The following is a 26,221-nucleotide window of genomic DNA, read 5'->3' on the forward strand; positions in this document are numbered from 1 at the left end:
TCAACCTGCGGTGTTCGTCAGGGTTCAGTGCGATGCTTCAGGCCAGTATCTCCAGGCCGTGTTTCTGAACAATGCTCAGCAACTTCAGAGCCATACCGCTGGGGTGTTTGGCTCCCGCCTCCCATTGCTTGACTGTCGAAGCGCTGGTGTTCAAATAACGCGCAAATACTGGCTGGCTGACGTTGTTGCGTTCACGTAGCGCTTTGATCTGCTCAGCCGGGATCGCGTCCGGAACCGTTGCAAGGCATGACTCGTCGAATTCGCGCATGGTTGCCTTACTGATGGCACCGATGGCATACAAAGCACTGGCTGACTCGTGTACCGACTCAAACACGTCACTTTTGAATTTCTTACTCATGGGATATCTCCACAAACTCCTCAATGTCCAGCAAGTGCTGGACCTGCATCTCGGTCAATGTGCCATAAACCTTGGCTAATCCCCGCAGTTGAGTCAGCTCCGCAAGGCTGATATTGCTTCGATCCTTCTTGGCGAACAGCAATTGATAGATCCAATAATGCCCACCCTTTGCCAGAACAATTGAGCGGTGACGGTTGGCATTCAAACGTTTTTTCCAGACCCCGCCGCCGAGATTGTCCGCCTGACCATCGAGCATTTCGGTGAATGCCTCCCGAAGTTCTTCATCGCCGACCCAAGCCTTACCGGCCTGCATCGCAAAACGCTTTGTCTTGAATAACCTCGGTGACATCGGCATCCCTTCCACAAAACATACCACCCAGTGGTATAGAATTCAAAGCCATCGCCACAACCATGTTGTTTCGCTGGCACCGGCACTCCTTGCCGACTCCCTCTAAAAAGCCATTGATCCCGCTATCGCTCAAGCACTGAAATGCCTTCGGCAAAACGCAGAGACAAAAAAACGCCCCACGCGAAAAGAGTCAAACGTGGGGCGATGCGTTATACCGCGAGACGGTTCGGAAATTCGTGTAGGGCGGGTCTGATCAGACCGCAATACCTTTGCGGCACTGCAGTTGCGCGGTGCGTACGCGGGAGAAGGCGCGGGCCAGGCGCAGGAGCATTTCGTCGATGTTGGCCTTGCTGACGGTGAGGGCCGGGGTAAAGCGCAGGCAATCGGGTTGCGGGGCGTTGAGCAGCAAGCCTTCATACAACGCGGCCTTGACTACGGCGTCGGCGGAATCGTCGGACAGATCGAGCCCCCAGAGCAGCCCTTGCCCGCGCAATTCGCCGTGACCATAGCGATGGGCCAGACGACTCAGGCCTTCGCCCAGATGCTGAGCGGTTTCCCGCATATGGTCGAGAAAGCCCTTGTCCTGCACGCTGTCGAGCACGACAAGCCCGGCGGCACTCATCAACGCATTGCCATGATGAGTGCCGCTCATTTCGCCGACTTCGAAACAACAGGCCTTGCCTCGCGCCAACAATGCCGCCAATGGCACGCCACCACCGAGCCCTTTGCCGAGCACCACGATATCTGCCCGTACGCCGTAGGACTGTTCGGCAAGCAATGTGCCGCAGCGACCGACGCCGGTTTGCACTTCGTCGAGTATCAGCAGAATGCCAAGCTCTCGACACAGGCGCTCGACACCCTTGAGGTAGTGCTCGGTGGCGGGAATCACCCCGGCCTCGCTCTGGATCGGTTCGAGCATGATCGCGACTGTCTGGGCATCCACGGCCGCATGCAAGGCCGGCAGGTCATTGAACGGAACAGGACTGAAGCCCGGCAGCTGTGGCTCGAATCGGTTGATCAGATTCGAACTGTCCGACGCCGAAATCGTCCCGAGACTACGGCCATGACAGCCTTTACTGGCTACGATGATCCGCGAAGCGCCACCACGATATTGCTGGCCCCATTTGCGCGCCAGTTTGATCGCCGCTTCACAGGCTTCGCTGCCACTGTTGAGCAGGTACGCCTGGTCACTGCCGGTACTGGCGCAGAGCCTTTCGGCGAGGTTGAGCATGTCGCGGTTGTGCAGTCCGAAACCCGGATTGATCAGCGACTGAGCCTGTTCCGAAATCGCTTTGACCAGTGCTGAAGGGCTGTGTCCGAGGCTATTGGCGCCGCCACCCTGAGAGAAATCCAGGTAAGCGCGGTCATCGCTGTCCCACAGCCAGGAGCCTTGGCCACGCACGAAAATCTGTTTCGGCCGTTCGACACTGGGCATCAGGCACTCTCTGGAAAAGTTGTCGCTTCTGGCCGGCAGGGAAGTGTCCATCGCCAGGTCATCAAGGCTCGGTGGCTTGCGTCGCAGGTTGAACAGATTCATCGGATAAAATCTCGTCCGAGGTTTTTTGCCTTGCCTATGTAAACACCATCGCTGTAAACGGTATTCATCGTGCTTTATGGCCCTGTAAGCCTTGTGAATGCAGTTAGACTAGGCGTAGGCAAGGCACTGAGCCATTTCGATTTCTCAGCATTTTCGATAAGTATTACTTATGGATTTCAAACAACTGCGTTATTTCGTCGCGGTCTACGAAGAGGGCCACGTCGGTCGGGCCGCCGAGCGACTTTCAATCTCCCAGCCAGCGTTGTCCCAGCAGATCCGCCAACTCGAACAGAATCTCGATGTGAGCCTGTTCGAACGCAGTAGCAAACGTCTGCTGCCAACCCTGGCGGCCCACACGTTGTACAACCATGCCCTGCCCTTGCTCGATGGCCTGCAACGCGCGCGCGAAGCCTTGGGCAATTTCAAGGGCAAGGCGCTCCGAACCTTGGCCATTGGCGTGCTGCAAACCGTCCACTCCAGCCTGGTGCCGCAAATGCTCGAACGCGTGCGCAAGGCACAGCCGCATTTAGTGGTGCAGATCTATGAACTGACCGGCCTGGAAATCGAGCGGCGACTACTCAATGGTTCGCTGGATATCGGCATCAGTTACCTGCCGCCCCGTCAGCCGGGTTTGCACGGCGTGCAGTTGTATGAAGATGAGCTGACCCTTGTCATCCCGGCCGACCATCCGTTGCGCGAATTCAAGAAGGTCTCCATGAGTCAGGCCGCCGAGCTGCCCATGTTGCTGTTGGGTGAAGAGTTCCAGATACGGCAGATCTGGCAGACACAATTGGCCAACCTGGGACGCCGTCCGCAGGTGCAGGCCGAGTTGAACAACATGACAGGGATTCTCGACAGCCTGCCGCACACGCGGCTGGCGACCGTTCTGCCAGGGCGCTCACAAAAGACCCATGGTGACCAAGAGCTGCTGTGGAAACCACTGAGTGAGCCGCGGGTGCCGCTGAAAGTGGGGTTGGTGTGTCGGGATGTGCAGCGGCAACAGGCTTCGCTGGCGTTGTTGCGAACGCTGCTGGAAGAGGTGATGGATGAGCACTTGCATAGCCCGACGGCCCTGGATGGGTTGAGCTGAACTTTTTTGCGCCCAAAAGAAAACCCCGCCGAAGCGGGGCTTTGCAGACTGTTTCCCTGACATCCATTTCACTCCGCCGTCCTGGCAGAATCCTACGTGTCCGTGTTGTTGCTTTGCGCTTCCTGCGCGACGTCCATGTGAAGTAGATTAGCTCTGGATCCAATCTGCGCATATGGGAAAACAGCAGCACGTCACGTAAGAGAATGCTTACATAACGCTACAGGGTCAGAATTGTCCTGCATCCAACAGGAACAGCGATTCGCTCCCCGCCTTCACCGACGCACTCAACGAGTGAATACGCGGCAGCAAACGGGCGAAATAGAACCGCGCTGTACCGAGTTTGCTCGCGTAGAAATCGTCCTGCGCTTCTTTACCGAAGGCTGCCTTGGCCATCAGTGCCCACATGTAGGCGTAGGCTGTGTAACCGAAAGCTTGTAGATACTCGACCGACGCAGCGCCGATTTCGTTCGGGTTGTTTTTCGCCCGGTCCAGCAGCCATGCGGTCAGATCGTCAAGGGTGTCCACTGCATCGTTCAGCGGTTTGGTGAACTCCGCCAGATCAGCACTGGCCGTCGCGGTGAAATGACGAATCTCGTCAGCGAACAGTTTGTAGAACGCCCCGCCGCTGCCGACGATCTTGCGCCCGACAAGGTCCAGCGCCTGAATACCGTTGGTGCCTTCGTAGATCTGCGTGATGCGCACGTCGCGAACCAACTGCTCCTGGCCCCACTCACGGATGTAGCCGTGGCCGCCAAAAATCTGCTGGCCGTGAACCGTGGTTTCCAGCCCCAGGTCAGTCAGGAATGCCTTGGCCACAGGCGTCAACAGTGCGACCAGGTCTTCTGCACGTTTGCGAGTGGTGGCGTCTTCGCTGAACTTGGCGGTGTCCAGCTGCATCGCCACGTAAGTGGAAAATGCACGGCCGCCTTCGTTCGAGGCTTTCATGGTCAGCAGCATGCGACGCACGTCCGGGTGGACGATGATCGGGTCAGCCACTTTGTCCTTGTTCTGCACGCCGGTCGGCGAACGGCTCTGCAGGCGGTCGCGAGCGTATTCAATAGCGTTCTGATAGGAACGTTCACCCGAGGCCAGGCCCTGGATGCCGACACCCAGACGCTCGTAGTTCATCATGGTGAACATCGCCGCCAGGCCTTTGTTCGGCTCGCCGACCAGGTAACCCACGGCTTCGTCGAAGTTCATCACACAGGTTGCGGATGCCTGGATACCCATCTTGTGTTCGATCGAACCACAGGTCGCCGGGTTGCGCGCACCGAGGCTGCCATCGGCATTGACCATGAACTTCGGCACCAGGAACAGCGAGATACCTTTCGGGCCTGCTGGCGCGTCCGGCAGCTTGGCCAGTACCAGGTGGATGATGTTCTCGGTCAGGTCGTGTTCACCGCCGGTGATGAAGATCTTGGTGCCGCTGACCTTGTAGGAACCGTCAGCCTGAGGTTCGGCCTTGGTGCGGATAATCCCCAGATCAGTACCGGCGTGCGGCTCGGTCAAGCACATGGAACCGGCCCAGACACCGGCGTACATGTTCGGCAGGTACGCGGCTTTCAGCTCTTCGCTGGCGTGGGCGTTGATCGACAGGCAGGCGCCGGCGGTCAGCATCGGGTACAGACCGAACGACAGGCTGGCGGAGTTGACCATTTCTTCGACCTGCGCCGAAACAGCCTTGGGCATGCCCATGCCACCGTAGGTCGGATCGCCACCGACACCGACCCAACCGCCTTCAGCGTAGGTCTGATACGCCTGTGGGAAACCAGCCGGGGTGCTGACGGCACCGTCGGCCCAGTGGCAACCTTCTTCGTCAGCCGCTCGGCTCAGGGGCGCGATGCTTTTGCTGGTGACCTTGCCGGCTTCTTCCAGAATGGCCTCGACAGTTTCAGCATCGACAGTCTCGGCGAGCGCAGGCAGTTCGGCCCAGAGCTTGGCGACCTCGAAAACTTCATTGAGGACGAAGCGCATATCGCGCAGGGGCGCTTTGTAGTCAGCCATGGCAAACCTCGCAAGATCTAAACAGGTGGTTCATAGGAATAGTGATTTCGCTGTGTCCGAGTGTACCTCAACAACTTTTACGACACATAGGGTCAGCCTATGACCATTTTGTTATTTTTAGTCACTGGCTTACTCCCCCATAAAGAAGCCCGCAGCGAGGCGGGCTTCTTTATGGCTGATTTGAATGATTAAAGTGCAAACAACTCCGCCGGCAACTTCATCAAACAGTCGCTACCCGCCTCGATGGCCGCCCGATGAGCAGCCGTACGCGGCAGTAAACGCTTGAAGTAAAACTCGCTGGTCGCCAGTTTTCCTCGGCAGTAATCGGCATCACCGCTGCCCGCCTCCAACTGCGACTGAGCCACCAGCGCCATGCGTAGCCACAGGTAGCCGAGGATGATGTAGCCGCTGTACATCAGGTAATCCACCGAGGCGGCGCCGACCTCATCCGGATTTTTCATCGCGGCCATGCCGATCCTGGAAGTCAACTCGCCCCACTGCTGGTTCAGTCCGTTGAGTTGCGCAAAATAACTGCCGAGTTGCGGATGCTCAGCGTTTGCCGCACAGAACTTGTGGACGATTTTAGTGAAGCCGCGCAGCAGTTTTCCCTGACTGCCAAGGACTTTGCGCCCAAGCAGATCCAGCGCCTGAATGCCGTTGGTGCCTTCGTAGATCGGTGCGATCCGGCAGTCGCGAACCAACTGCTCCATGCCCCACTCACGAATGAAACCGTGGCCGCCAAACACCTGCATGCCGAGGTTGGTCACCTCCAGCCCAGTGTCGGTCATGAAGGCTTTGCAGATCGGTGTGAGGAACGCCAGCAAATCCTCAGCGTCCTGACGCGCCGCTTCATCCGGGCTCAGGTGCGCAGCGTCCAGCAACTGTGCGGTGAAGTAAGTCAGTGCCCGATTGCCCTCGTTGAAGGCCTTCATCGTCAGTAACATCCTGCGCACATCGGGATGAACGATGATCGGGTCGGCGGGTTTTTCCGGCGCTTTCGGACCGGTCAGCGAGCGCATTTGCAGACGGTCGTTGGCGTATTTGATTGCGCCCTGGAAGCTCGCCTCCCCCAGACACAAACCTTGCATGCCGGTGCCGAGCCGCGCGTGGTTCATCATGGTGAACATGCAGTTCAGGCCCTTGTTCGGCTCACCGATCAAGAAACCCTTGGCGTCATCGAAATTCAGCACGCAGGTGGCCGAGGCCTTGATGCCCATTTTGTGTTCGATCGAGCCACAGGAAACGCCATTGCGCTCGCCCGCCTCGCCCTCGGCATTGGGTAGGAATTTGGGCACGATAAACAGCGAAATGCCTTTGGTCCCCGCTGGCGCGTCCGGCAGTTTGGCCAGCACCAGATGAATGATGTTGTCACTCATGTCGTGTTCGCCGGCGGAGATGAATATCTTGCTGCCGGAGATCGCGTAACTTCCGTCGGCCTGCGGTACGGCGCGGGTCTTGATGATGCCCAGATCGGTGCCGCAATGGGCTTCGGTCAGGCACATGGTGCCGGTCCATTGGCCTGCGGTGAGCTTGCTCAGATAGGTCTGTTTCTGTTCTTCAGTGCCATGCGCATGGATGGCCGACATCGCACCGTGGGTCAGGCCGGGGTACATGCCCCAGGACGTGTTGCTGGAGCCGACCATTTCGCTGATGACCAGCCCCAAGGAACTTGGCAAGCCCTGACCGCCGTAAGCAGGATCCGCCGCCAGACCATGCCAGCCGCCTTCCACGTATTGTGCGAATGCTTGCTTGAAGCCTGTAGGCGTTGTGACTACACCGTTGTCGAAATGACAGCCTTCTTCGTCGCCGCTGCGGTTCAGCGGTGCGAGAACGTTCTCGCAGAATTTCGCGCCTTCTTCGAGGATCGCATTGACCATGTCCGGGCTGGCATCGGTGGCCCCCAGCGCGGCGTAGTTGCTGTGAAAATCGAAGACGTGATCGATCAGAAAGCGCATGTCGCGCAGGGGAGCTTTGTACTCGGGCATGGTCATTTCTCCGGCAGCAGATGGCTCAAACCTACTGCCGTGCATCACACCTCACAATCACAGTCCAGACGCTGAATGCGCCATCATCACTCAACCCGCAGCAGCGTCCATGCGCACTGCGCCACGGCGGTTCTGACCGAATGCCATCACACAGTTTCGCCCCGCGCCCTTGGCGCTGTAGAGCGCCTGGTCGGCGGATTTGAGCACTTCTTCAGGGGTGCGTTGTTCCAGCCGTTCGGCGACGCCGATGCTGACGGTGACCGAAACACTCGAGGCGCCCGAACCCGCGCGACGCTGGCGTCCCTGCTGGTCATCCTGGGGACGGCTGTCCTGATTGCGCAGCTGGATATTGTAAGTGGCGATGGATTCGCGGATGACTTCCAGGTGCGGCATGCACTCTTCGAGGGTCTTGCCTGCGAACACCAAGGCAAATTCCTCACCGCCGTAGCGATATGCCCTACCGCCACCACTGATTTTCGACAGTTTGCTGGCGACCAGACGCAACACTTGGTCGCCGACATCGTGGCCGTGGGTGTCGTTGAATTTCTTGAAGTGGTCGACGTCGCTCATCGCCAGCACGTAATTGCGCCCCAGCCGTTGCATGCGTTCGTTCAGGGCGCGGCGCCCCGGCAGGCCGGTGAGTTCGTCGCGGAAGGCCATTTGATAGGCCTCATGCGCAACCGCGGCGGCAATCATCAACATCACCTGGCTGCACATGATGTTCAGGGTGAAGGGCAGGATGAAGGTTTTCGGCAACATCCAGAACAATCCCAACAGCCCCACCAATTGCGCAGCGTGCAAGGGTCTTGGGTTGCGCCAGTATTGCCAGGCAAGCAACAGGAACGAGGCGATGAACACGGGATAAGACAATTGGATCAAGCTCATCCACGCACCATGCAATGCTGGCCAGCGGATCTCCGACAGCCACATCAGCAGCGCCTGTGGGTAACTTTGCTCCAACCCCAGCGCCACACTGCCGAACGCCAGCAACACAGCGAAGCGCGCCACCATGTCCTGGAACAGGTGAGTGCGCTCTTGCCAGGCGGCGAACAAGCCAAACAGCAACGGCAACAACAGACAGCACAGATGGAACACTACGGCGGCGTCTTCACGAACCTTGCCGTTGTCGCGGTAATAGTCGGTCTGGGTGTCGAGCAGGAAGTAGGCAATGTACACCGTGACCATCAGAAACAGTTCACGCTGACGTCGGTAAACCGCGCAATACGCACCGCCGAGCAACAGCACCAGAGTGGGCAGCACGTTGAACAGCGAAGTGAAGAAGACGTTGAGATCCTTGACGTAGGCAGCCGCAAGCCCCGCGAGCAACAACAGCAGCGATGGCAAAAAATGGCTGAAACGTACAGCGGAAGAACGCGGCAAGGGTAAAGCTCCGACCCGGCAAACAAAGATGGCATTGTGCCTGCATTTGGAGCAGCTAAGCACGTGCAATGTGACACGTGTCACATCGCAGCCTCTTTAACGGCAGCAAAGTCGTTCTTCTTAGCGTTTTAGTCAGGAATATTTAAAGACGTGATCGTTTGCGTCAGGCATAAAAAAGCCGCTGCTTCCGAAGAAGCAGCGGCTTTGTGAAGAGACTGCGTAGGGCTTAGTAACCCAGTGCGAAGTCTTCTTCTTTCATGTCCATCAGGTTGTTGGCGCCCGACAGCATGGTTGCAACGTGAGTGCGGGTACGCGGCAGGATGCGCTGGAAGTAGAAGCGCGCAGTCTGCAGCTTGGCGGTGTAGAACGCCTCTTCGGTGGTGCCGGCAGCCAGTTTCTCGGCCGCCAGACGCGCCATGTCAGCCCAGAAGTAGGCCAGGCAGGCGTAACCGGAGTACATCAGGTAGTCCACGGATGCTGCGCCGACTTCTTCGCGATCTTTCATGGCCGCCATACCGACCTTCATGGTCAGCTCGCCCCATTCTTTGTTCAGCGCAGCCAATGGCTCGACGAACTCTTTGACCGCGTCATTGCCTTCGTTGCTCTGGCAGAACTTGTGGACGATCTTGGTGAAGCCCTTGAGCGCTTCGCCTTGAGTCATCAGCACTTTACGGCCCAGCAGGTCGAGTGCCTGAATGCCGGTGGTGCCTTCGTACAGCATCGAAATACGGCTGTCGCGAACGTTCTGCTCCATGCCCCACTCGGCGATGAAGCCGTGGCCACCGTAGATCTGCACGCCGTGGTTGGCGGATTCGAAACCGACTTCAGTCATGAAGGCTTTGGCGATCGGCGTCATGAAGGCCAGCAATGCGTCGGCTTTCTTCTTCTCTTCTTCATCGACGCCGTATTTGACGATGTCGACTTGCTTGGCGGTGAAGTAAACCATCGCACGGTTGCCTTCGGCGAACGCCTTCATGGTCAACAGCATGCGACGTACATCAGGGTGAACGATGATCGGGTCAGCGGCTTTGTCCGGCGCTTTCGGGCCAGTCAGGGAGCGCATTTGCAGACGATCGCGAGCGTATTTCAGGCCGCCCTGAAAGCCGATTTCGGCGTGTGCCAGACCTTGCAGCGCGGTACCCAGACGTGCGGTGTTCATGAAGGTGAACATGCAGTTCAGGCCTTTGTTCGCCGGGCCGATCAGGTAACCGGTGGCCGCGTCGAAGTTCATCACGCAGGTGGCGTTGCCGTGGATGCCCATCTTGTGTTCCAGGGAACCGCAGCTCACAGCGTTGCGCGCGCCGATCGAGCCATCTGCGTTCGGCAGGAATTTCGGCACGATGAACAGCGAGATGCCTTTGGTGCCGGCAGGTGCGTCCGGCAGACGTGCCAGAACGATGTGGACGATGTTGTCGGCCATGTCGTGCTCACCGGCCGAGATGAAGATCTTGGTGCCGGACACTTTGTAGGAGCCGTCGGCCTGAGGTTCGGCCTTGGTGCGCAACATGCCCAAGTCAGTGCCGCAGTGCGGTTCGGTCAGGCACATGGTGCCGGTCCATTCGCCGGAAACCAGTTTGGTCAGGTAAGCCTCTTGCTGCTCAGGCGTGCCGTGCTCGGAAATAGTGTTCATCGCGCCATGGGACAGGCCTGGGTACATGCCCCACGACCAGTTGGCTTCACCCACCATTTCGCTGACAGCCAGGCCCAGAGACTCCGGCAAGCCCTGGCCGCCGTGCTCTACGTCGTGGGCCAGGCTTGGCCAGCCGCCTTCAACGAATTGCTTGTAGGCTTCTTTGAAGCCGGTCGGGGTTTTAACGCCGGACTCGCTCCAGGTGCAGCCTTCGGTGTCACCCACGCGGTTCAGCGGCGCCAGCACCTGCTCACAAAACTTGGCGCCTTCTTCGAGAATGGCGTCAACCATGTCCGGAGTTGCGTCCTGGCAAGCCGGAAGGCTCTGATAGTGCGCTTCGTAGCCGAGCAGTTCGTCACGAACGAAGCGAATATCACGCAAGGGGGCCTTGTAGTCAGGCATAGCGATAAACCTCTGCTGATGTAACCGGGAATGAACGACCGTGGTGATTTGTTGTGACGGTCAAACAGTTGTTTGAAACATACGTTTACGCCCAAATCTTGTCAAGCGCCGATCTTTTGCCGTTCGTCTTCGATCTAGGGAAATCACGGGCGCGCGGTTGCGCAACGTCGTTGATTGAGCAACACGTCATGTAGGAGAGATTAGTTGAGGGAGAAGGACTTACGCAGAAAAACGCCGCGGACAGACGCGGCGCTGGGATAGTGAATTCAGTGAGGAATCAGGCGAAGGTATCGATCAACGTACCGAGCATTTCATCGGAGGCCTTGGCGACTTTGACGCCAAGTTCCACCTGGAACTTGCCTTGAGACATCTCGACCACATTGCTGGCCAGATCCGATTGCTGGCTGCGGTCTACCGAGCGCAGACGATCGACCTGAACCTCGGAGGACTGACTGGTGACCGAACGCTCGATGGTGTTGTTGGCGATCTGCCCCGAAGCCTGATCGACACGGTTCTGCCCTGTCTGAATAGTGCTCAGACCGGCATAAAAAGCGGTGTTTCCTGAGATTTCCATGGGAGAACTCGTCCTACAAAGGATCAACAGCGGCCATTGAACCAGACACGCCGCTAAAAGGCCCGACAAAAACACTAATGGCACAGTGCCTTATCATAGGTAAAACCCACGCCAGAAACGTCAGTCCAGCAGATCCAGCTGTAGATGTTCGGCCACCGCTTCGGCCGTCACCGACTTGAGTTTCGGCACCCGCCCCAGGCACGGCGCGGGAATGCGCTCGGCCAGCGTCGCCAGGTTCTCTTCAAGACGCGAGGTCTTCGGATCGATGATGTTCGCCACCCACCCCGCCAACTGCAAACCATCCCGAGCAATCGCCTCGGCCGTCAGCAGCGCATGGTTGATGCAGCCCAGGCGCACGCCGACCACCAGGATCACCGGCAGATCCAGCGCCATGGCCAGGTCTGACAGATTGTCTTGATCCGCCAACGGCACTCGCCAGCCGCCAGCGCCTTCGATCAAGGTGAAGTCCGCCCGCATATCGAGAATCTGCCGCATCGGTGCCAGCAGCGATTGCACGGTCAACGCCACGCCGGCCTCCCGTGCGGCCAGATGTGGTGCAATCGCCGGCTCGAACGCAACTGGATTGACCTGTTCGTAAGTCAACGGCAATGAACATTCGGTCCACAGTGCCAGCGCATCGGCGTTGCGTAGCCCCTTGGGCGTGAGCTCACACCCGGAGGCTACCGGCTTACCCGCCGCGGTGCTCAAGCCCGCCAATCGCGCGGCATGCAGCAAACCTGCGGCGACGGTGGTCTTGCCGACATCGGTGTCAGTACCGGTGATGAAATAGGCTGCGCTCATAAGGGTTTCTCCAGCACGGCGTAAACCACTTGATAAGTCGCCGGCAGTCCCTGTGCCTGACGAAACTGCTCGTAAGCCTCGATCAAGCCGAGGATTCGCGCCCTGCCGGTCAAACCACCCGGCCGACCGGGGTTCAGGTTATGCGCCCCGAGTGCCTTGAGCTCATGGGTCAGGCTGCGGACATCGGGGTAATGCAACACATGTGGATGTGTTTCAAGACTGATGACCTTCAAGCCACTGTCCGCGCAAAGCTGCTGGTAAACACCGAACTCGCGGAAGCGGTTGACGTGCACCATGCCATCCACCTGACGCCAGCTGTCGCGCAATTCGTACAGAGTCCCTACACACAGACTAGCAAACGCGAAAATACCGCCCGGTTTCAGCACCCGATACGCTTCGTTGAGCACCGAGGCGAAATCCGCGCACCATTGCACCGCCAGGCTGGAGAAGACCAGGTCGCAGGTCGAATCCTGCAACGGCAAGCGTTCGGCATCACCGGCGATGAAATGGTTGGCGCCGCCCAAGGGACGGGCGTGATTGAGCATCCCCTCTGCGATATCAAGGGCCAGCCCGTTGCCGGCGGGAAAACGCTCACCGAGCGCACGGCTGAAATACCCGGTGCCACAACCCATGTCCAGCCATCGACCCGGGACAAAATCCTCCGGCAAGCGACGCAACAATTCATTGCCAACGTCGCGCTGCAATTCGGCCACGCTGTCATAGCTCGCCGCCGCTCGGGAAAAGGACGCCGCGACCTGGCGTTTATCGGGCAAGCCGCCGGGCAGGTTGGGAAGGGACAAATCAGTCATCACCGGACTCATGCAAAAAGGCCTGAATCGCCCCCGCCACACCGTGGGGGTCTTCCAGAAGAAACGCGTGGCTGGCCTGTTCAATCAGACCGATTTCGACATCCGGCAGCAGCGCCAGCAAATCCCCCGCCGCTTCGGCCGGGACCAATCCGTCGAGACCACCGAACAAGTGCAATTGCGGACCGCGAAACGCCTGCAACGCTTGCCGGGTATCCAGCTGTGCAAGCAACTCCAGGCCGCTCATCAGCACCGATGGAGACGAAAGCGGTGCGCCAGCGAGCAACAGCCGCGATAGCCCGCGCGGGTCTGCGGCACCTTGGGTGCACAGCAGCGAGAAACGTTTCAAAGTCATGCCTGGGTCGGCTTTGCAACCGGCCAGAAACGCGTCGAAGGTCTCGCCGGGCATCCCGCTCGACCACTGCTCATGGGCGACAAAAGAAGGATTACTCGCCAGGGTCACCAAACCGCAGCAACGGTCACCACGCTTCGCCGCCAATTCGGACGCCAGCATGCCGCCCAATGACCAGCCACCGAGCCAGGCATCCTGGGGCAGCGTCGAATCCAGTTCATCGAGCCATTCTTCAAGGTCGCTCGATTCCAGTTCCGGCAGTGGTTCGATTTCGACGCGCAGATGCTCATCCAGGCCTTGCAAGGCAGCCGCCAAGGGTTCCAGCGGAGAAATCCCGAGACCCCAGCCCGGCAGCAGAATCAGACGATCACGCATGGCTTGGCTCCGGTCCCAGTTGTTGAAAACAATCGGCCAGTCCATTTAACAATAGCTGCACCTGCGCCTCGCTGTGGGCGGCGGTCAGGGTTACGCGCAAGCGGGCGCTGCCGGCAGGCACGGTCGGTGGACGGATCGCGGTCACCATCAGGCCACGCTCACGCAGCATCTGCGACAGCCGGACCGCGCGCCCGGCATCGCCAATCATGATCGGCTGGATCGGCGTGGAGCTGTCCATCAACTCCAGGCCAATCTGCTCGGCGCCTTGGCGGAACTGGCGAATCAGCGCCTGCAAATGCTCACGTCGCCAATGTTCGCTGCGCAACAATTCCAGGCTTTTAAGCGTCGCGCAGGCCAGTGCCGGCGGCTGGCTGGTGGTGTAGATGTAGGGGCGAGCGAACTGGATCAGGCTCTCGATCAACTCCTCACTGCCAGCCACAAAAGCACCGGCCGTACCGAACGCCTTGCCGAGGGTGCCAACCAACACCGGCACGTCCTCCTGACACAGGCCGAAATGCTCGACGACCCCACCGCCATTGGCGCCCAGCGGACCAAAGCCGTGAGCGTCATCGACCATCAACCAAGCACCTTTGGCCTTGGCTTCCCGCGCCAGCGCCGGCAGATCGGCGATGTCGCCGTCCATGCTGAACACGCCGTCGGTGACCACCAGCGTATTGCCGGTGGCCTTCTCAAGGCGTTTGGCCAGACTGGCCGCGTCGTTATGCAGATAGCGATTGAAACGCGCACCGGACAGCAGCCCGGCATCCAGCAACGACGCGTGATTGAGCCGGTCTTCCAGCACCGTATCACCCTGCCCGACCAATGCGGTAACCGCGCCGAGGTTGGCCATGTAGCCGGTGGTGAACAGCAGTGCGCGCGGGCGGCCGGTGAATTCGGCCAGGGCTTCTTCCAGCGCGTGATGCGGGCCGCTGTGGCCAATCACCAGATGCGAAGCACCACCGCCCACGCCCCAACGCGACGCGCCGGCGCGCCAGGCTTCGATCACTTGCGGGTGATTGGCCAGGCCCAGGTAATCGTTGTTACAGAACGCCAGCAACGGCTGACCATCGACCACCACTTCCGGGCCTTGAGGGCTTTCAAGCAGCGGGCGTTGGCGATAAAGGTTTTCGGCACGACGGGCAGCAAGGCGCGCGCTGAGATCGAAAGACATGCAGACCTCGCGAGTAGAAGAGAGGCACGAACATCTGTAGGAGCTGCCGAAGGCTGCGATCTTTTGATCTTGCCCGTATCAGCGTCGATCCAGAAAAGATCGCAGCTTTCGACAGCTCCTACAGAAAAGCCTGAACGTGGTTAAACAGCAGCGTTATAGAACTGCTCGCTGCTCTTCTGCTCCACCAGTGCCTGTTCGATGGCGGCCTGATGCACTTCGTCGGCGTGCTCTTCGCGGGCTTCCGGCAGGATGCCCAGACGCGAGAACAGTTGCATGTCCTTGTCTGCCTGCGGGTTGGCGGTGGTCAGCAGTTTTTCGCCGTAGAAGATCGAGTTGGCGCCGGCAAAGAACGCCAGGGCCTGCATCTGCTCGTTCATCGCTTCGCGACCGGCGGACAGGCGTACGTGGGATTTCGGCATCAGGATGCGTGCAACGGCGAGCATGCGGATGAAGTCGAACGGGTCGACGTCGTCGGCATTTTCCAGCGGCGTGCCGGCGACTTTCACCAACATGTTGATCGGCACCGACTCTGGATGCTCCGGCAGGTTGGCCAGCTGGATCAGCAGGTTGGCGCGGTCGTCGAGGGACTCGCCCATGCCGAGAATGCCGCCGGAGCAGATCTTCATCCCCGAATCACGCACGTAGGCCAGGGTTTGCAGGCGCTCGCTGTAAGTGCGGGTGGTGATGATGCTGCCGTAGAACTCCGGCGAGGTGTCGAGGTTGTGGTTGTAGTAGTCCAGGCCGGCTTCGGCCAGGGCGACGGTCTGGTCCTGATCGAGACGACCGAGGGTCATGCAGGTTTCCAGGCCCATGGCCTTCACGCCTTTGACCATCTCCAGCACGTAAGGCATGTCTTTGGCCGACGGGTGTTTCCACGCCGCGCCCATGCAGAAACGGGTCGAACCGATGGCCTTGGCGCGAGCAGCCTCTTCGAGGACCTTCTGCACTTCCATCAGTTTTTCTTTTTCCAGGCCAGTGTTGTAGTGACCCGACTGCGGACAATATTTGCAATCTTCAGGGCACGCGCCGGTCTTGATCGACAGCAGGGTGGAAACCTGGACGCGATTGGCGTCGAAATGCGCGCGGTGCACCGTCTGCGCCTGGAACAACAGGTCATTGAATGGCTGAACGAAGAGTGCTTTGACTTCAGCCAAAGACCAGTCGTGACGCAGGGTGGCAGTGGTGCTGGCGCTCATGGGCGATTCCTTGGTTATGCTTGGCAAGCGACTGGGGAATGGAATACCCACAGACGCGACACGGATGTTCGGCATATTTAAGGAAGACTCATGCACTGTCAACCACGATACGAAGGACCGGTTTACATCTGGTTAAAAAACAAACAATCCTGTTTGCTCTGCTCAGAGGTCGCGGACGACACCCTACCGATCTGCATGGCCTGCGAAACCGAGCTGCCCTGGCTGGGCGACCAATGCCATACCTGCGCCCTGCCCTTGCCCGCCACCGGTCTGACGTGCGGCCAATGCCTGAAACAACCGCCAGCTTTCGAGCGAGTCGCCGCTCCCTGGACTTACAGCTTTCCCGTCGACAGTTTGATCACCCGCTTCAAGCACAGCGCAAAATGGCCGTTTGGCCGCCTGCTCGCCGAACTTCTTGCTCAGTTCCTGCAAAATCGCTTCGATGAAGATCTGGATCGGCCCGACGCGCTGATACCGGTACCGCTGGCCCCCAAGCGGCTGCGCCAGCGGGGTTTCAACCAAGCGGCGATGCTCGCCCGCTGGCTCAGCGCCGGCCTCGACATTCTTTGTGATGAAACGCTGTTGGTGAGGACTCAGGACACCAGCGCGCAACAAGACCTTAATGCCGATGCACGTAAAAAGAACCTGCGCCACGCCTTCGCCCTGGCGCCCGAGGCTTCGGTCAAAGGTCGCCACTTCGCACTGGTGGACGATGTGCTGACCACCGGCGCCACCGCACAGGCCCTGGCCCGGCTGTTAATGGCGGCGGGTGCGACGCGGGTCGACGTCTACTGCCTGGCCCGTACCCCCAAACCTGGCGATGGGGCCTGACTTGACTCCCGCACGCCAAGTCGCCAACGTCCCATCCATCGCCACAGCCCAAAGCGCCTTGCCATGTCCTTGCCTACGTTGTTGTCCCAGCACATTGTCCGTCGTCCGCAGCGCATCGCGTTGCTGCAACACATCGCCGAACAGGGCTCGATCACCCGCGCCGCAAAAAGCGCCGGTCTGAGTTACAAGGCCGCGTGGGACGCCATCGACGAGCTGAACAACCTCGCGCAGAAACCACTGGTGGAGCGCAGCGTTGGTGGCAAGGGCGGCGGTGGCGCCAAATTGTCCAGCGAAGGCGAGCGCGTGTTGCGCCTGTATCAAAAGCTGCAAGCGTTGCAGGCTCAGGTTCTGGAAGCCGCCGAAGAGGCCAGCGACCTGGACTTGCTCGGTCGGCTGATGCTCAGAACCAGCGCGCGCAATCAATTGCACGGCAAGGTCGTGGCGATCGATGCACAGGGGCGCAACGACCGGATCCGCCTTGAACTGGCCGAAGGCTTGCTCATTGACGCGCAGATCACTCACGACAGCACCCTGCGCCTGGAGCTGGAAACGGGTACCGAAGTGGTCGCACTGATCAAGGCCGGTTGGCTGGAACTGCTTGGCATCGATCAAGCTGCAACACATGGCAACAATTGCCTGAAGGGCACGATCGAAGAAATCCTCGACGCTGAAGACAGCCCCAGCGAAGTGCGCATCGGCCTGCCCAATGGCCAGACACTTTGCGCCCTGGCCGAGCCGCTGCACCTGAAAAACCTCGGGCTTGCCGCCGGTAAACCGGTGCAGGTGCAGTTCGCGCCATCGAACATCCTGCTGGGTACACCGCTGTAGGAGCTGCCGAAGGCTCGGGCCGCGTTCGGACGATCTTTTGATCTTAAATTCAGGATCAAAAGATCGCAGCCTTTGGCAGCTCCTACGAGGTGACTGCAACAAAAGCTTCATCAACCGCCCTTAAGGTGGCTGCAAAAACCCGCAGGGAGCCTGATGTGAGCCTATTAGAAGACAACCAACCCACCGACCTCGAAAAAATGGTCGGCCTCAGCCGTCGTGGCTTCATCAGCGCCGGCGCCCTCTGCGGTGCGGCGATGTTTCTCGGTGGCAACCTGCTGAGTCGCAGCGTGCTGGCCGCCAGCGTCAGCGCCGGTTCCAGCAAGCTGTTGGGCTTCGACAGCATTGCCGCCGCCACCACCGATACCATCACCCTGCCGCCGGGCTACAAGTCCTCGGTTTTGATTAGCTGGGGTCAGCCTCTGCAAAAGAATGGCCCGGCATTCGACCCTAGCGGTAACGGCACGGCCCAGGCGCAGGAAGTCCAGTTCGGCGACAACAACGACGGCATGAGCCTGTTCGAATTCCCCGGTGACAAAGACCGGGCGCTGATGGCGATCAACAACGAATACACCAATTACCGCTACCTCTACCCCCACGGCGGCATGCCGCAATCGGCGGAAGATGTGCGCAAGGCCCTGGCCTGCGAAGGCGTGTCAGTGATCGAAGTGCAGCGCAAGAACGGCCAGTGGCAGTTCGTCCAGGGCTCGCGCTACAACCGGCGCATTCACGGTAATGCGCCCATCAAACTGAGCGGCCCCGCAGCGGGTCACGACCTGCTGAAAACCAGTGCCGACAAACACGGCAAGAAAGTCCTCGGCACCTTCCAGAATTGCGCCAACGGCAAAACGCCGTGGGGCACTTATCTGACCTGCGAAGAGAACTTCACCGACTGCTTCGGCAGCAGCAATGCCGAGCAAAAATTCGACGCCGCGCAGAAACGCTACGGCGCAGTGGCAACCAGCAAAGACATCAACTGGCATCAACACGATCCACGCTTCGACCTGGCGAAAAATCCCAACGAACTCAACCGCCACGGCTGGGTGGTGGAAATCGACCCGTTCGATCCGCAATCGACGCCGGTCAAACGCACCGCGCTGGGCCGCTTCAAACATGAAAACGCTGCCCTGGCCGAAACCAACGACGGTCGCGCCGTGGTGTACATGGGCGACGACGAACGTGGCGAGTTCATCTATAAATTCGTCAGCCACGACAAGATCAACCACAAAAACCCCAAAGCCAACCGCGATCTGCTGGACCACGGCACCTTGTACGTGGCGCGTTTCGATGCGGGCGACGGCAACGCCGATCATCCGAAAGGCCAGGGTCAGTGGATCGAACTGACCCACGGCAAGAACGGCATCGACGCCAGCAGCGGCTTTGCCGATCAGGCCGAAGTGCTGATTCATGCACGTCTCGCAGCCAGTGTGGTAACCGCCACGCGCATGGACCGCCCGGAATGGATCGTCGTCAGCCCCAAGGACGGCCAGGTTTATTGCACCCTGACCAACAACGCCAAGCGCGGCGAAGAAGGCCAGCCGGTGGGCGGCCCGAACCCGCGCGCGAAGAACGTCTACGGGCAGATCCTGCGCTGGCGCACCGACCGCGACGATCACGGTTCGAATAGCTTTGCCTGGGACCTGTTTGTGGTCGCCGGCAACCCGGGCGTCCACGCCGGCACGCCGAAGGCCGGCTCGTCGAACATCACCCCGCAGAACATGTTCAACAGCCCGGACGGCCTGGGCTTCGACAAGGCCGGGCGCTTGTGGATTCTGACCGACGGCGACTCGAGCAACGCGGGTGACTTCGCGGGCATGGGCAATAACCAGATGCTCTGTGCTGACCCGGTGACTGGCGAGATCCGCCGCTTCATGGTCGGGCCGATAGGTTGTGAGGTGACGGGGATCAGCTTCTCGCCGGATCAGAAGACCTTGTTTGTCGGGATTCAGCATCCGGGGGAAAACGGCGGTTCGACGTTCCCTGAGCATCTGCCCAACGGCAAGCCACGGTCTTCGGTGATGGCGATTACCCGCGAGGATGGCGGGATCGTCGGCGCCTGACAGGGCCTCTTCGCGGCAAGTCTCGCGCCTACTGTAGGAGCAAGGCTTGCCCGCGAAAGCGTCAGCCCAAACAACTCTTACCTCAAGCCCACCCCCTAAAGATGCCCCGTCTGCGCTACCATGCTTGGCCGGACGCGGCAGCCTGCCGCGCGCAGGAGTCAGCATGGCCCACCCGTTTGAAACCCTCACCCCAGACCTCGTGCTCGATGCCGTCGAAAGCATCGGCTTTCTCAGCGACGCGCGCATTCTGGCGCTCAACAGCTACGAGAACCGTGTCTATCAGGTTGGCATCGAAGACTCCGAGCCGCTGATCGCCAAGTTTTACCGTCCGCAGCGCTGGACCAACGAAGCGATTCTCGAAGAACACCAATTCACCTTCGAGCTCGCCGAGTGCGATATACCGGTGGTCGCGCCGATGATCCACAACGATGAAAGCCTGCACGAACACAACGGTTTCCGTTTCACCCTGTTCCCTCGCCGTGGCGGCCGCGCTCCGGAGCCGGGCAACCTTGATCAACTGTATCGCCTGGGCCAACTGCTGGGTCGTCTGCATGCGGTCGGTGCTACAAAACCGTTCGAGCATCGTGAAGCGCTAGGGGTGAAGAATTTTGGTCATGACTCGCTGACCACCTTGCTCGAAGGCAATTTCATCCCGCGCAGCCTGCTGCCCGCCTACGAATCCGTGGCCCGCGACCTGCTCAAGCGCGTGGAAGAGGTCTATCAGGCCACGCCACACCAGAACATCCGCATGCATGGCGATTGCCACCCCGGCAACATGATGTGCCGCGACGAGATGTTCCACATCGTCGACCTCGATGACTGCCGCATGGGTCCGGCGGTGCAGGATATCTGGATGATGCTGGCGGGTGACCGTCAGGAATGTCTGGGGCAGTTGTCGGAACTGATGGATGGCTACAGCGAATTCCACGACTTCAATCCGCGGGAACTGGCGCTGATCGAACCGCTGCGCGCCTTGCGGTTGATGCATTACAGCGCCTGGCTCGCCCGCCGCTGGGACGACCCGGCCTTCCCCCGCAGCTTTCCGTGGTTCGGCACCGAGCGCTATTGGGGTGATCAAGTGTTGGCGTTGCGTGAGCAATTGGCGGCGCTGAATGAAGAGCCATTGAAACTCTTCTAAACACCGCGTCCCTGTAGGAGCGAGCGGTGCGGCGATCCGACTTGCCCGCGAAGAACGATAATGCGGTTTGCCTGACATACCGAGTCATCGTTCTTCGCGGGCAAGCCTCGCTCCTACAAAAAAGGCCACACATCTATACAATCCCTTCTTTGTTAGCTGCCTAAGCAAGGATTCTCATGCAAGCCGCCAACCTGCGTCGCGGGTACATTCTGGGCCTGAGTGCCTACATCATCTGGGGATTGTTCCCGCTCTACTTCAAAGCCATCGCCAGCGTGCCCGCCGTGGAGATCATCATCCACCGAGTGCTTTGGTCCGCGTTGTTCGGCGCCTTGCTGCTGCTCGTCTGGAAGCATCCCGGCTGGTGGCGCGAGCTGCGTGAGAATCCACGGCGGCTGGCGATCCTGGCCCTGAGCGGCACGCTGATCGCGGCCAACTGGCTGACTTACGTCTGGTCGGTGAACAATGGACGCATGCTTGAAGCCAGCCTCGGTTACTACATCAATCCATTGGTAAACGTGTTGCTGGGGATGCTGATCCTCGGCGAACGGCTAAGGCGCATGCAGTGGATTGCGGTGGGGCTGGCAGCGGTCGGTGTCGCGCAGCAAGTGTGGCAAGTCGGCAGTCTGCCGTGGGTGTCGCTGGTGCTGGCATTGACCTTCGGCTTCTACGGCCTGATCCGCAAACAGGCGCCGGTCAAGGCGCTGCCGGGGCTGGTGGTGGAAACCTGGATGCTGGTGCCGATTGCTGTCGCCTGGCTGCTGTTCAACCCGACGGCGACCAGCGCGCAAGCCGCATTCTGGACCAGCTCCGAAGCCTGGTGGCTGGTAGCCGCCGGTCCGGTGACGTTGGTGCCGCTGGTGTGTTTCAACGCCGCCGCACGGCACTTGCCATACACCACCCTCGGATTTCTCCAGTACCTGGCGCCGACGCTGGTGCTGTTGCAAGCCGTACTGCTGTTTGGCGAACACTTGTCGTCCAGCACGCTGGTGGCGTTCATCTTTATCTGGGCAGGTCTGGCGGTTTACAGCATCGACGCGTGGATAAGTCTGCGCCGCCGCAGCTGATCAGAAAACGTACAAACCTCTACAGGCCACGTCTCCCGTGGCCTGCATCCATCCTTCCCAAGGTTATCCACAGCGTGATCCCCGGCGTTTGTGCGCAAGTCACTGAAACTGCTGGTTTTTTGATCAGATCCTGAAGAGCCCCGGCCGGCGCGGGCTGGCGGGGTGTCTCTACAGGTTATCCACAGGCAGGTGCACGTATAACTTGGATAACCTGTTCAAGGTTCGCTGCGCAGCACCAATTCGACCATCAGGTCGTCCGCCAGGGTTTCCAGGCGCGATTGCAGCACCTCCAGCGACAAAGTCAGGGGCACCGCGAGAATTGCTTCGGCATGGAACAACGGCTCGCTGCTCATCGGCGCCGGACGCACTTCGGTCACCAGCCGCTCCAGGCTCACCCCTTGCTCACTCAGCAGACGCGTAATGTCTCGCACAATGCCCGGACGATCATTGCCCACCAGTTCCATGGCAATCGGCTTCCAGGTGCAGGATTGTTCGATGCTGCTTTCGGCGATCATCACGCGGATGCCCTGGGTCGACAGTCCCTGTAGGGCGTCTACCAGTTCATCGTAGGCTTCGGCGGGCACGCCCACCCGAAGAATCCCGGCGAACTGCCCGGCCATGCGCGACATGCGGCTCTCCAGCCAGTTGCCGCCATGCTCGGCAATGCATTGGGCAATGCGCTCGACCTGCCCGGGCTTGTCCGGGGCGAATACCGTGAGTACGAGATGGTCCATGGCGCAGCCCTCTTGTCATGACTTTTGTTATGGAAAGGCAAGTATAGGCAAGGCGCTGGTTGTGGCGAGGGGGCTTGCCCCCGTTGGGTCGCGAAGCGGCCCCTTGAGTTTCTCCAGCGTATTCGCATCAGGCGATCTACGACTGCTTCGCAGCCGAACGGGGGCAAGCCCCCTCGCCACAAAAACCCCCTCTCCATAGCAGGGCATCGAAGATTATGTGTACAAGTTTTTATATTTAGCTGGAACAATCCAATGGTTTTTTGAGAACATCCCGCTCCCCGACATGACTGCAATGCGTCATAGGGTCGCAGAACGACGTAATTAGTCTAATTTTCACAACCGCAATTCATCATGTAGTATGCCGCAGCGCGCACTACATAACGTTGGATCGATGTCTGCCGCAGGCACACTCGCAACCCTGAAAGCCCCGTCAGCAAGGCCGCAATGCCGTTGATCGGAACGAACCCAGCCGCCAGCAATGGCATGTACTGGTAGAAGGGTTTGTGGTTTAAATGGCCAGAGGCTTCATTGTTAAATTGAAGAGCTGAAAAGCGAAATAGCTGAGCAGAGTGAGGCAAGCAATGACTGAACACGTTCAAGTCGGTGGCCTGCAGGTCGCCAAAGTCCTGTTCGACTTCGTGAACAACGAAGCCATTCCCGGTACCGGCCTCACCGCCGACACGTTCTGGGGCGGTGCCGACAAGGTCATCCATGACCTGGCGCCGAAGAACAAAGCCCTACTCGCCAAACGCGATGATTTCCAGGCTCGCATTGATGCCTGGCACCAGGCTCGTGCAGGTGTTGCGCACGATGCGGTGGCCTACAAAGCCTTCCTGCAAGACATCGGTTATCTGCTGCCAGAAGCGGCCGATTTCCAGGCAACGACACAAAACGTCGATGACGAAATCGCCCGCATGGCCGGCCCACAGTTGGTGGTGCCGGTAATGAACGCCCGTTTCGCGCTCAACGCCTCGAACGCCCGCTGGGGTTCGCTGTATGACGCGCTCTACGGCACCGACGCCATCAGCGAAGCGGATGGCGCGGAAAAGGGCAAAGGCTACAACAAGGTACGTGGCGACAAGGTCATTGCTTTCGCCCGCGCCTTTCTCGACGAGGCCGCGCCACTGGCTGCCGGTTCCCACGTCGACTCCACCGGCTACAAAATCGTTGACGGCAAACTGGTCGTCGCCCTCAAAGGCGGCAGCAACACTGGCCTGCGCAACGATGCTCAACTGATCGGTTTCCACGGCGATGCGGCGGCTCCGACCGCGATCCTGCTGAAGAACAACGGCCTGCACTTCGAAATCCAGATCGATGCCAGCACCCCGGTCGGCCAGACCGACGCAGCCGGTGTCAAAGACATCCTGATGGAAGCCGCGCTGACCACCATCATGGACTGCGAAGACTCGGTCGCCGCAGTCGATGCCGATGACAAAGTGGTGATCTATCGCAACTGGCTCGGCCTGATGAAGGGCGACCTGTCGGAAGAAGTCTCCAAGGGCGGTCAGACCTTTACCCGCACCATGAACGCCGACCGCACCTACACCGCTCTCGATGGCAGCGAACTGAGCCTGCACGGTCGCTCGCTGTTGTTCGTGCGCAACGTCGGTCACCTGATGACCATTGACGCGATCCTCGACAAAGACGGCAACGAAGTGCCAGAAGGCATTCTCGACGGTCTGGTGACTTGCCTCGCGGCGATCCATAGCCTCAACGGCAACAGCTCGCGCAAGAACAGCCGTACCGGATCGGTCTACATCGTGAAGCCGAAGATGCACGGCCCGGAAGAAGCCGCGTTCACCAACGAGCTGTTCGGTCGCATCGAAGACGTCCTCGGCCTGCCGCGCAATACGCTGAAAGTCGGGATCATGGACGAGGAGCGCCGTACCACGGTCAACCTCAAGGCCTGCATCAAGGCTGCCAGCGAGCGCGTAGTGTTCATCAACACCGGTTTCCTCGACCGCACGGGCGATGAAATCCACACCTCCATGGAAGCCGGCCCGATGGTGCGCAAGGCCGACATGAAGGCCGAGAAGTGGATCAGTGCCTACGAGAACTGGAACGTCGATATTGGCTTGAGCACCGGCCTGCAAGGTCGTGCCCAAATCGGTAAAGGCATGTGGGCCATGCCGGACCTGATGGCAGCGATGCTGGAACAGAAAATCGCTCACCCATTGGCCGGTGCCAACACCGCCTGGGTTCCATCGCCGACCGCTGCTGCGCTGCACGCGCTGCATTACCACAAGGTCGACGTGTTCGCCCGTCAGGCCGAACTGGCCAAACGTGCGCGTGCTTCGGTGGACGACATCCTGACTATCCCGCTGGCTGTGAATCCGAGCTGGACTGCGGAACAGATCAAGAACGAACTGGACAACAACGCCCAGGGCATTCTCGGTTACGTGGTGCGCTGGATCGACCAGGGCGTAGGTTGCTCGAAAGTGCCGGACATCAACGACGTCGGCCTGATGGAAGACCGTGCGACGCTGCGTATTTCCAGCCAGCACATCGCCAACTGGCTGCGCCACGGCATCGTTACCGAAGCGCAAGTGATGGAAAGCCTCAAGCGCATGGCGCCGGTGGTTGACCGTCAAAACGCCAACGACCCGCTGTACCGCCCGCTGGCACCCAACTTCGACAGCAACATCGCCTTCCAGGCGGCGGTCGAGTTGGTGGTCGAAGGCACTAAACAGCCGAACGGCTACACCGAGCCGGTTCTGCACCGTCGTCGTCGCGAGTTCAAAGCTGCCAATGGCCTTTGAGTAGACGCTGAAGCCGGACGTAAAAAAGCCCTGATCGAGAGATCAGGGCTTTTTCATTTACGCTGTCTAGTCCTGAAATAGGTTCACACCTGTTTCAGGACTAGACATGCAATTCCTGTGGTGAGGGGGCTTGCCCCCGTTGGGTTGCGAAGCAGCCCCATGCACTTTTTCAGTGAGAATCTACGACTGCTGCGCAGCCGAACGGGGCGGTGCGGCGTTCCGACAAGCCCCCTCGCCACAACAGCCCCTCGCCACAAAAGCTGCCAACCTGGAAGTCCGCGCTATACATCCATCCCCAGCTCATGCTTGACCAGTTCAAGCAATTTTTCGCTATCAATGGGCTTGAGCAGAAAGTCCACGACGTGCAAGTGCATCGCTTCGATCGCATCCTTCACATCGGCATCGCCGGAAACGATGATGATCGGCATCGCCGCACGTGCCGATTCCCGCACCTGGCGGATCAATTCCAGGCCATCGACATGCCCCATCCGCAGATCGGTAATCACCAGACCGATCGATGGCTTCTCCGCCAGCATTTTGAGCGCCGTTTCGCCGCTGGCCGCCGTCATGCAGTGAATGCCATCGAGCCCCAGAATTTCCAATAGCAATTCGCGGGCATCCTTATCGTCATCGACGATAAGCACCCGCTGCGGCGGCAAGTCTGGTTCCAGCATGACGGCGCTGAGCGCTTCGCGCTCGGCATCACTCAAAATATCGTGGTCGGACATGGCGTTCTCAACGTTTTCGATGCGATCCCTGACACAGGGCGTCAGACATCGCTCAGCAGACTTCAATGTGCA

At 59.5% G+C, this 26,221-nt stretch carries 22 protein-coding genes; 7 read left to right on the forward strand and 15 right to left on the reverse strand.

All coding sequences use genetic code 11. From position 1 onward, the window contains the following. Positions 1-37 precede the first annotated feature (37 nt). From ACEN9A_RS27290 to ACEN9A_RS27300, 3 genes are all read right to left on the reverse strand, one after another. On the reverse strand, positions 38-358 hold the full coding sequence (locus ACEN9A_RS27290; RefSeq protein WP_019650317.1) for a helix-turn-helix domain-containing protein: 321 nt from the start codon (positions 356-358) through the stop codon (positions 38-40). Then, positions 351-707 (reverse strand): type II toxin-antitoxin system RelE/ParE family toxin, encoded by a 357-nt coding sequence (locus ACEN9A_RS27295; RefSeq protein ID WP_258674223.1) that lies wholly within the window; start codon positions 705-707, stop codon positions 351-353. The genes ACEN9A_RS27290 and ACEN9A_RS27295 overlap by 8 nt, the downstream gene beginning before the upstream one ends. A 253-nt stretch (positions 708-960) precedes the next feature. Continuing rightward, positions 961-2,244, reverse strand: a complete 1,284-nt coding sequence (locus ACEN9A_RS27300) for an aspartate aminotransferase family protein (RefSeq protein ID WP_258671347.1) — start codon at positions 2,242-2,244, stop codon at positions 961-963. A gap of 169 nt (positions 2,245-2,413) precedes the next feature. On the opposite strand from ACEN9A_RS27300, the gene ACEN9A_RS27305 reads away from it, so the two are divergent. Further along, complete coding sequence (locus ACEN9A_RS27305) at positions 2,414-3,334, forward strand: LysR family transcriptional regulator (RefSeq protein ID WP_258671348.1); 921 nt, start codon at positions 2,414-2,416, stop codon at positions 3,332-3,334. A 225-nt stretch (positions 3,335-3,559) separates the two neighbouring features. Here ACEN9A_RS27305 and ACEN9A_RS27310 read toward each other — a convergent pair whose 3' ends face one another. The 10 genes from ACEN9A_RS27310 to bioB form a co-directional block, all read right to left on the reverse strand. After that, positions 3,560-5,338 (reverse strand): acyl-CoA dehydrogenase C-terminal domain-containing protein, encoded by a 1,779-nt coding sequence (locus ACEN9A_RS27310; RefSeq protein ID WP_258671350.1) that lies wholly within the window; start codon positions 5,336-5,338, stop codon positions 3,560-3,562. 188 nt (positions 5,339-5,526) lie between these two features. Next, entirely contained in the window at positions 5,527-7,323 is a 1,797-nt protein-coding gene (locus ACEN9A_RS27315) for an acyl-CoA dehydrogenase C-terminal domain-containing protein (protein WP_258671351.1), read from the reverse strand. Positions 7,324-7,413: 90 nt separating this feature from the next. Next, the gene (locus tag ACEN9A_RS27320) at positions 7,414-8,703 is read right to left on the reverse strand and encodes a GGDEF domain-containing protein (protein WP_018928822.1); all 1,290 of its coding nucleotides are present in this window, start codon (positions 8,701-8,703) and stop codon (positions 7,414-7,416) included. 226 nt (positions 8,704-8,929) lie between these two features. Further along, positions 8,930-10,735: a phenylacyl-CoA dehydrogenase gene (locus ACEN9A_RS27325; RefSeq protein WP_007936490.1), complete on the reverse strand. Its 1,806-nt coding sequence runs from the start codon at positions 10,733-10,735 to the stop codon at positions 8,930-8,932. Between the two features lie 277 nt (positions 10,736-11,012). Next, the gene (locus ACEN9A_RS27330; protein WP_007936482.1) at positions 11,013-11,309 is read right to left on the reverse strand and encodes a hypothetical protein; all 297 of its coding nucleotides are present in this window, start codon (positions 11,307-11,309) and stop codon (positions 11,013-11,015) included. 120 nt (positions 11,310-11,429) lie between these two features. Continuing rightward, positions 11,430-12,110, reverse strand: coding sequence for a dethiobiotin synthase (gene bioD / locus ACEN9A_RS27335; RefSeq protein WP_019650312.1), 681 nt, complete (start codon positions 12,108-12,110; stop codon positions 11,430-11,432). Beyond that, positions 12,107-12,919 carry a malonyl-ACP O-methyltransferase BioC gene (bioC, locus tag ACEN9A_RS27340; RefSeq protein WP_019650311.1) on the reverse strand — a complete coding sequence of 271 codons (813 nt, stop codon included), beginning with the start codon at positions 12,917-12,919 and terminating at the stop codon, positions 12,107-12,109. The genes bioD and bioC overlap by 4 nt, the downstream gene beginning before the upstream one ends. After that, positions 12,912-13,643, reverse strand: a complete 732-nt coding sequence (locus tag ACEN9A_RS27345; RefSeq protein WP_258671353.1) for an alpha/beta fold hydrolase — start codon at positions 13,641-13,643, stop codon at positions 12,912-12,914. The genes bioC and ACEN9A_RS27345 overlap by 8 nt, the downstream gene beginning before the upstream one ends. Next, positions 13,636-14,814, reverse strand: coding sequence for an 8-amino-7-oxononanoate synthase (bioF, locus tag ACEN9A_RS27350; RefSeq protein ID WP_258671354.1), 1,179 nt, complete (start codon positions 14,812-14,814; stop codon positions 13,636-13,638). Before bioF ends, ACEN9A_RS27345 begins: the two co-directional genes overlap by 8 nt. 140 nt (positions 14,815-14,954) lie before the next feature. Further along, positions 14,955-16,010 (reverse strand): biotin synthase BioB, encoded by a 1,056-nt coding sequence (bioB, locus tag ACEN9A_RS27355; RefSeq protein ID WP_008008198.1) that lies wholly within the window; start codon positions 16,008-16,010, stop codon positions 14,955-14,957. A 90-nt stretch (positions 16,011-16,100) separates the two neighbouring features. On the opposite strand from bioB, the gene ACEN9A_RS27360 reads away from it, so the two are divergent. The 5 genes from ACEN9A_RS27360 to rarD all read left to right on the forward strand — a co-directional run bounded on the left by ACEN9A_RS27360 (position 16,101) and on the right by rarD (position 21,928). Then, positions 16,101-16,841: a ComF family protein gene (locus tag ACEN9A_RS27360; protein ID WP_258671356.1), complete on the forward strand. Its 741-nt coding sequence runs from the start codon at positions 16,101-16,103 to the stop codon at positions 16,839-16,841. 63 nt (positions 16,842-16,904) lie between these two features. Next, positions 16,905-17,669: a TOBE domain-containing protein gene (locus tag ACEN9A_RS27365; RefSeq protein ID WP_018928815.1), complete on the forward strand. Its 765-nt coding sequence runs from the start codon at positions 16,905-16,907 to the stop codon at positions 17,667-17,669. 155 nt (positions 17,670-17,824) lie between these two features. After that, complete coding sequence (locus tag ACEN9A_RS27370; protein ID WP_258671358.1) at positions 17,825-19,726, forward strand: PhoX family protein; 1,902 nt, start codon at positions 17,825-17,827, stop codon at positions 19,724-19,726. A 163-nt stretch (positions 19,727-19,889) separates the two neighbouring features. Further along, on the forward strand, positions 19,890-20,864 hold the full coding sequence (locus tag ACEN9A_RS27375; protein ID WP_258671360.1) for a serine/threonine protein kinase: 975 nt from the start codon (positions 19,890-19,892) through the stop codon (positions 20,862-20,864). 176 nt (positions 20,865-21,040) lie between these two features. Then, positions 21,041-21,928, forward strand: coding sequence for an EamA family transporter RarD (gene rarD / locus ACEN9A_RS27380; RefSeq protein WP_019580701.1), 888 nt, complete (start codon positions 21,041-21,043; stop codon positions 21,926-21,928). A 215-nt stretch (positions 21,929-22,143) separates the two neighbouring features. Here rarD and ACEN9A_RS27385 read toward each other — a convergent pair whose 3' ends face one another. Further along, positions 22,144-22,662 (reverse strand): glycine cleavage system transcriptional repressor, encoded by a 519-nt coding sequence (locus ACEN9A_RS27385; protein ID WP_007936467.1) that lies wholly within the window; start codon positions 22,660-22,662, stop codon positions 22,144-22,146. 581 nt (positions 22,663-23,243) lie between these two features. Between ACEN9A_RS27385 and ACEN9A_RS27390 the strand changes: the two genes are divergently transcribed. After that, the gene (locus ACEN9A_RS27390) at positions 23,244-25,421 is read left to right on the forward strand and encodes a malate synthase G (protein WP_258671362.1); all 2,178 of its coding nucleotides are present in this window, start codon (positions 23,244-23,246) and stop codon (positions 25,419-25,421) included. Between the two features lie 281 nt (positions 25,422-25,702). Here ACEN9A_RS27390 and ACEN9A_RS27395 read toward each other — a convergent pair whose 3' ends face one another. Beyond that, positions 25,703-26,149 carry a response regulator gene (locus ACEN9A_RS27395; RefSeq protein WP_258671364.1) on the reverse strand — a complete coding sequence of 149 codons (447 nt, stop codon included), beginning with the start codon at positions 26,147-26,149 and terminating at the stop codon, positions 25,703-25,705. Positions 26,150-26,221 lie beyond the last annotated feature (72 nt).

It is taken from the genome of Pseudomonas sp. Pseusp18 (genome assembly GCF_059506005.1).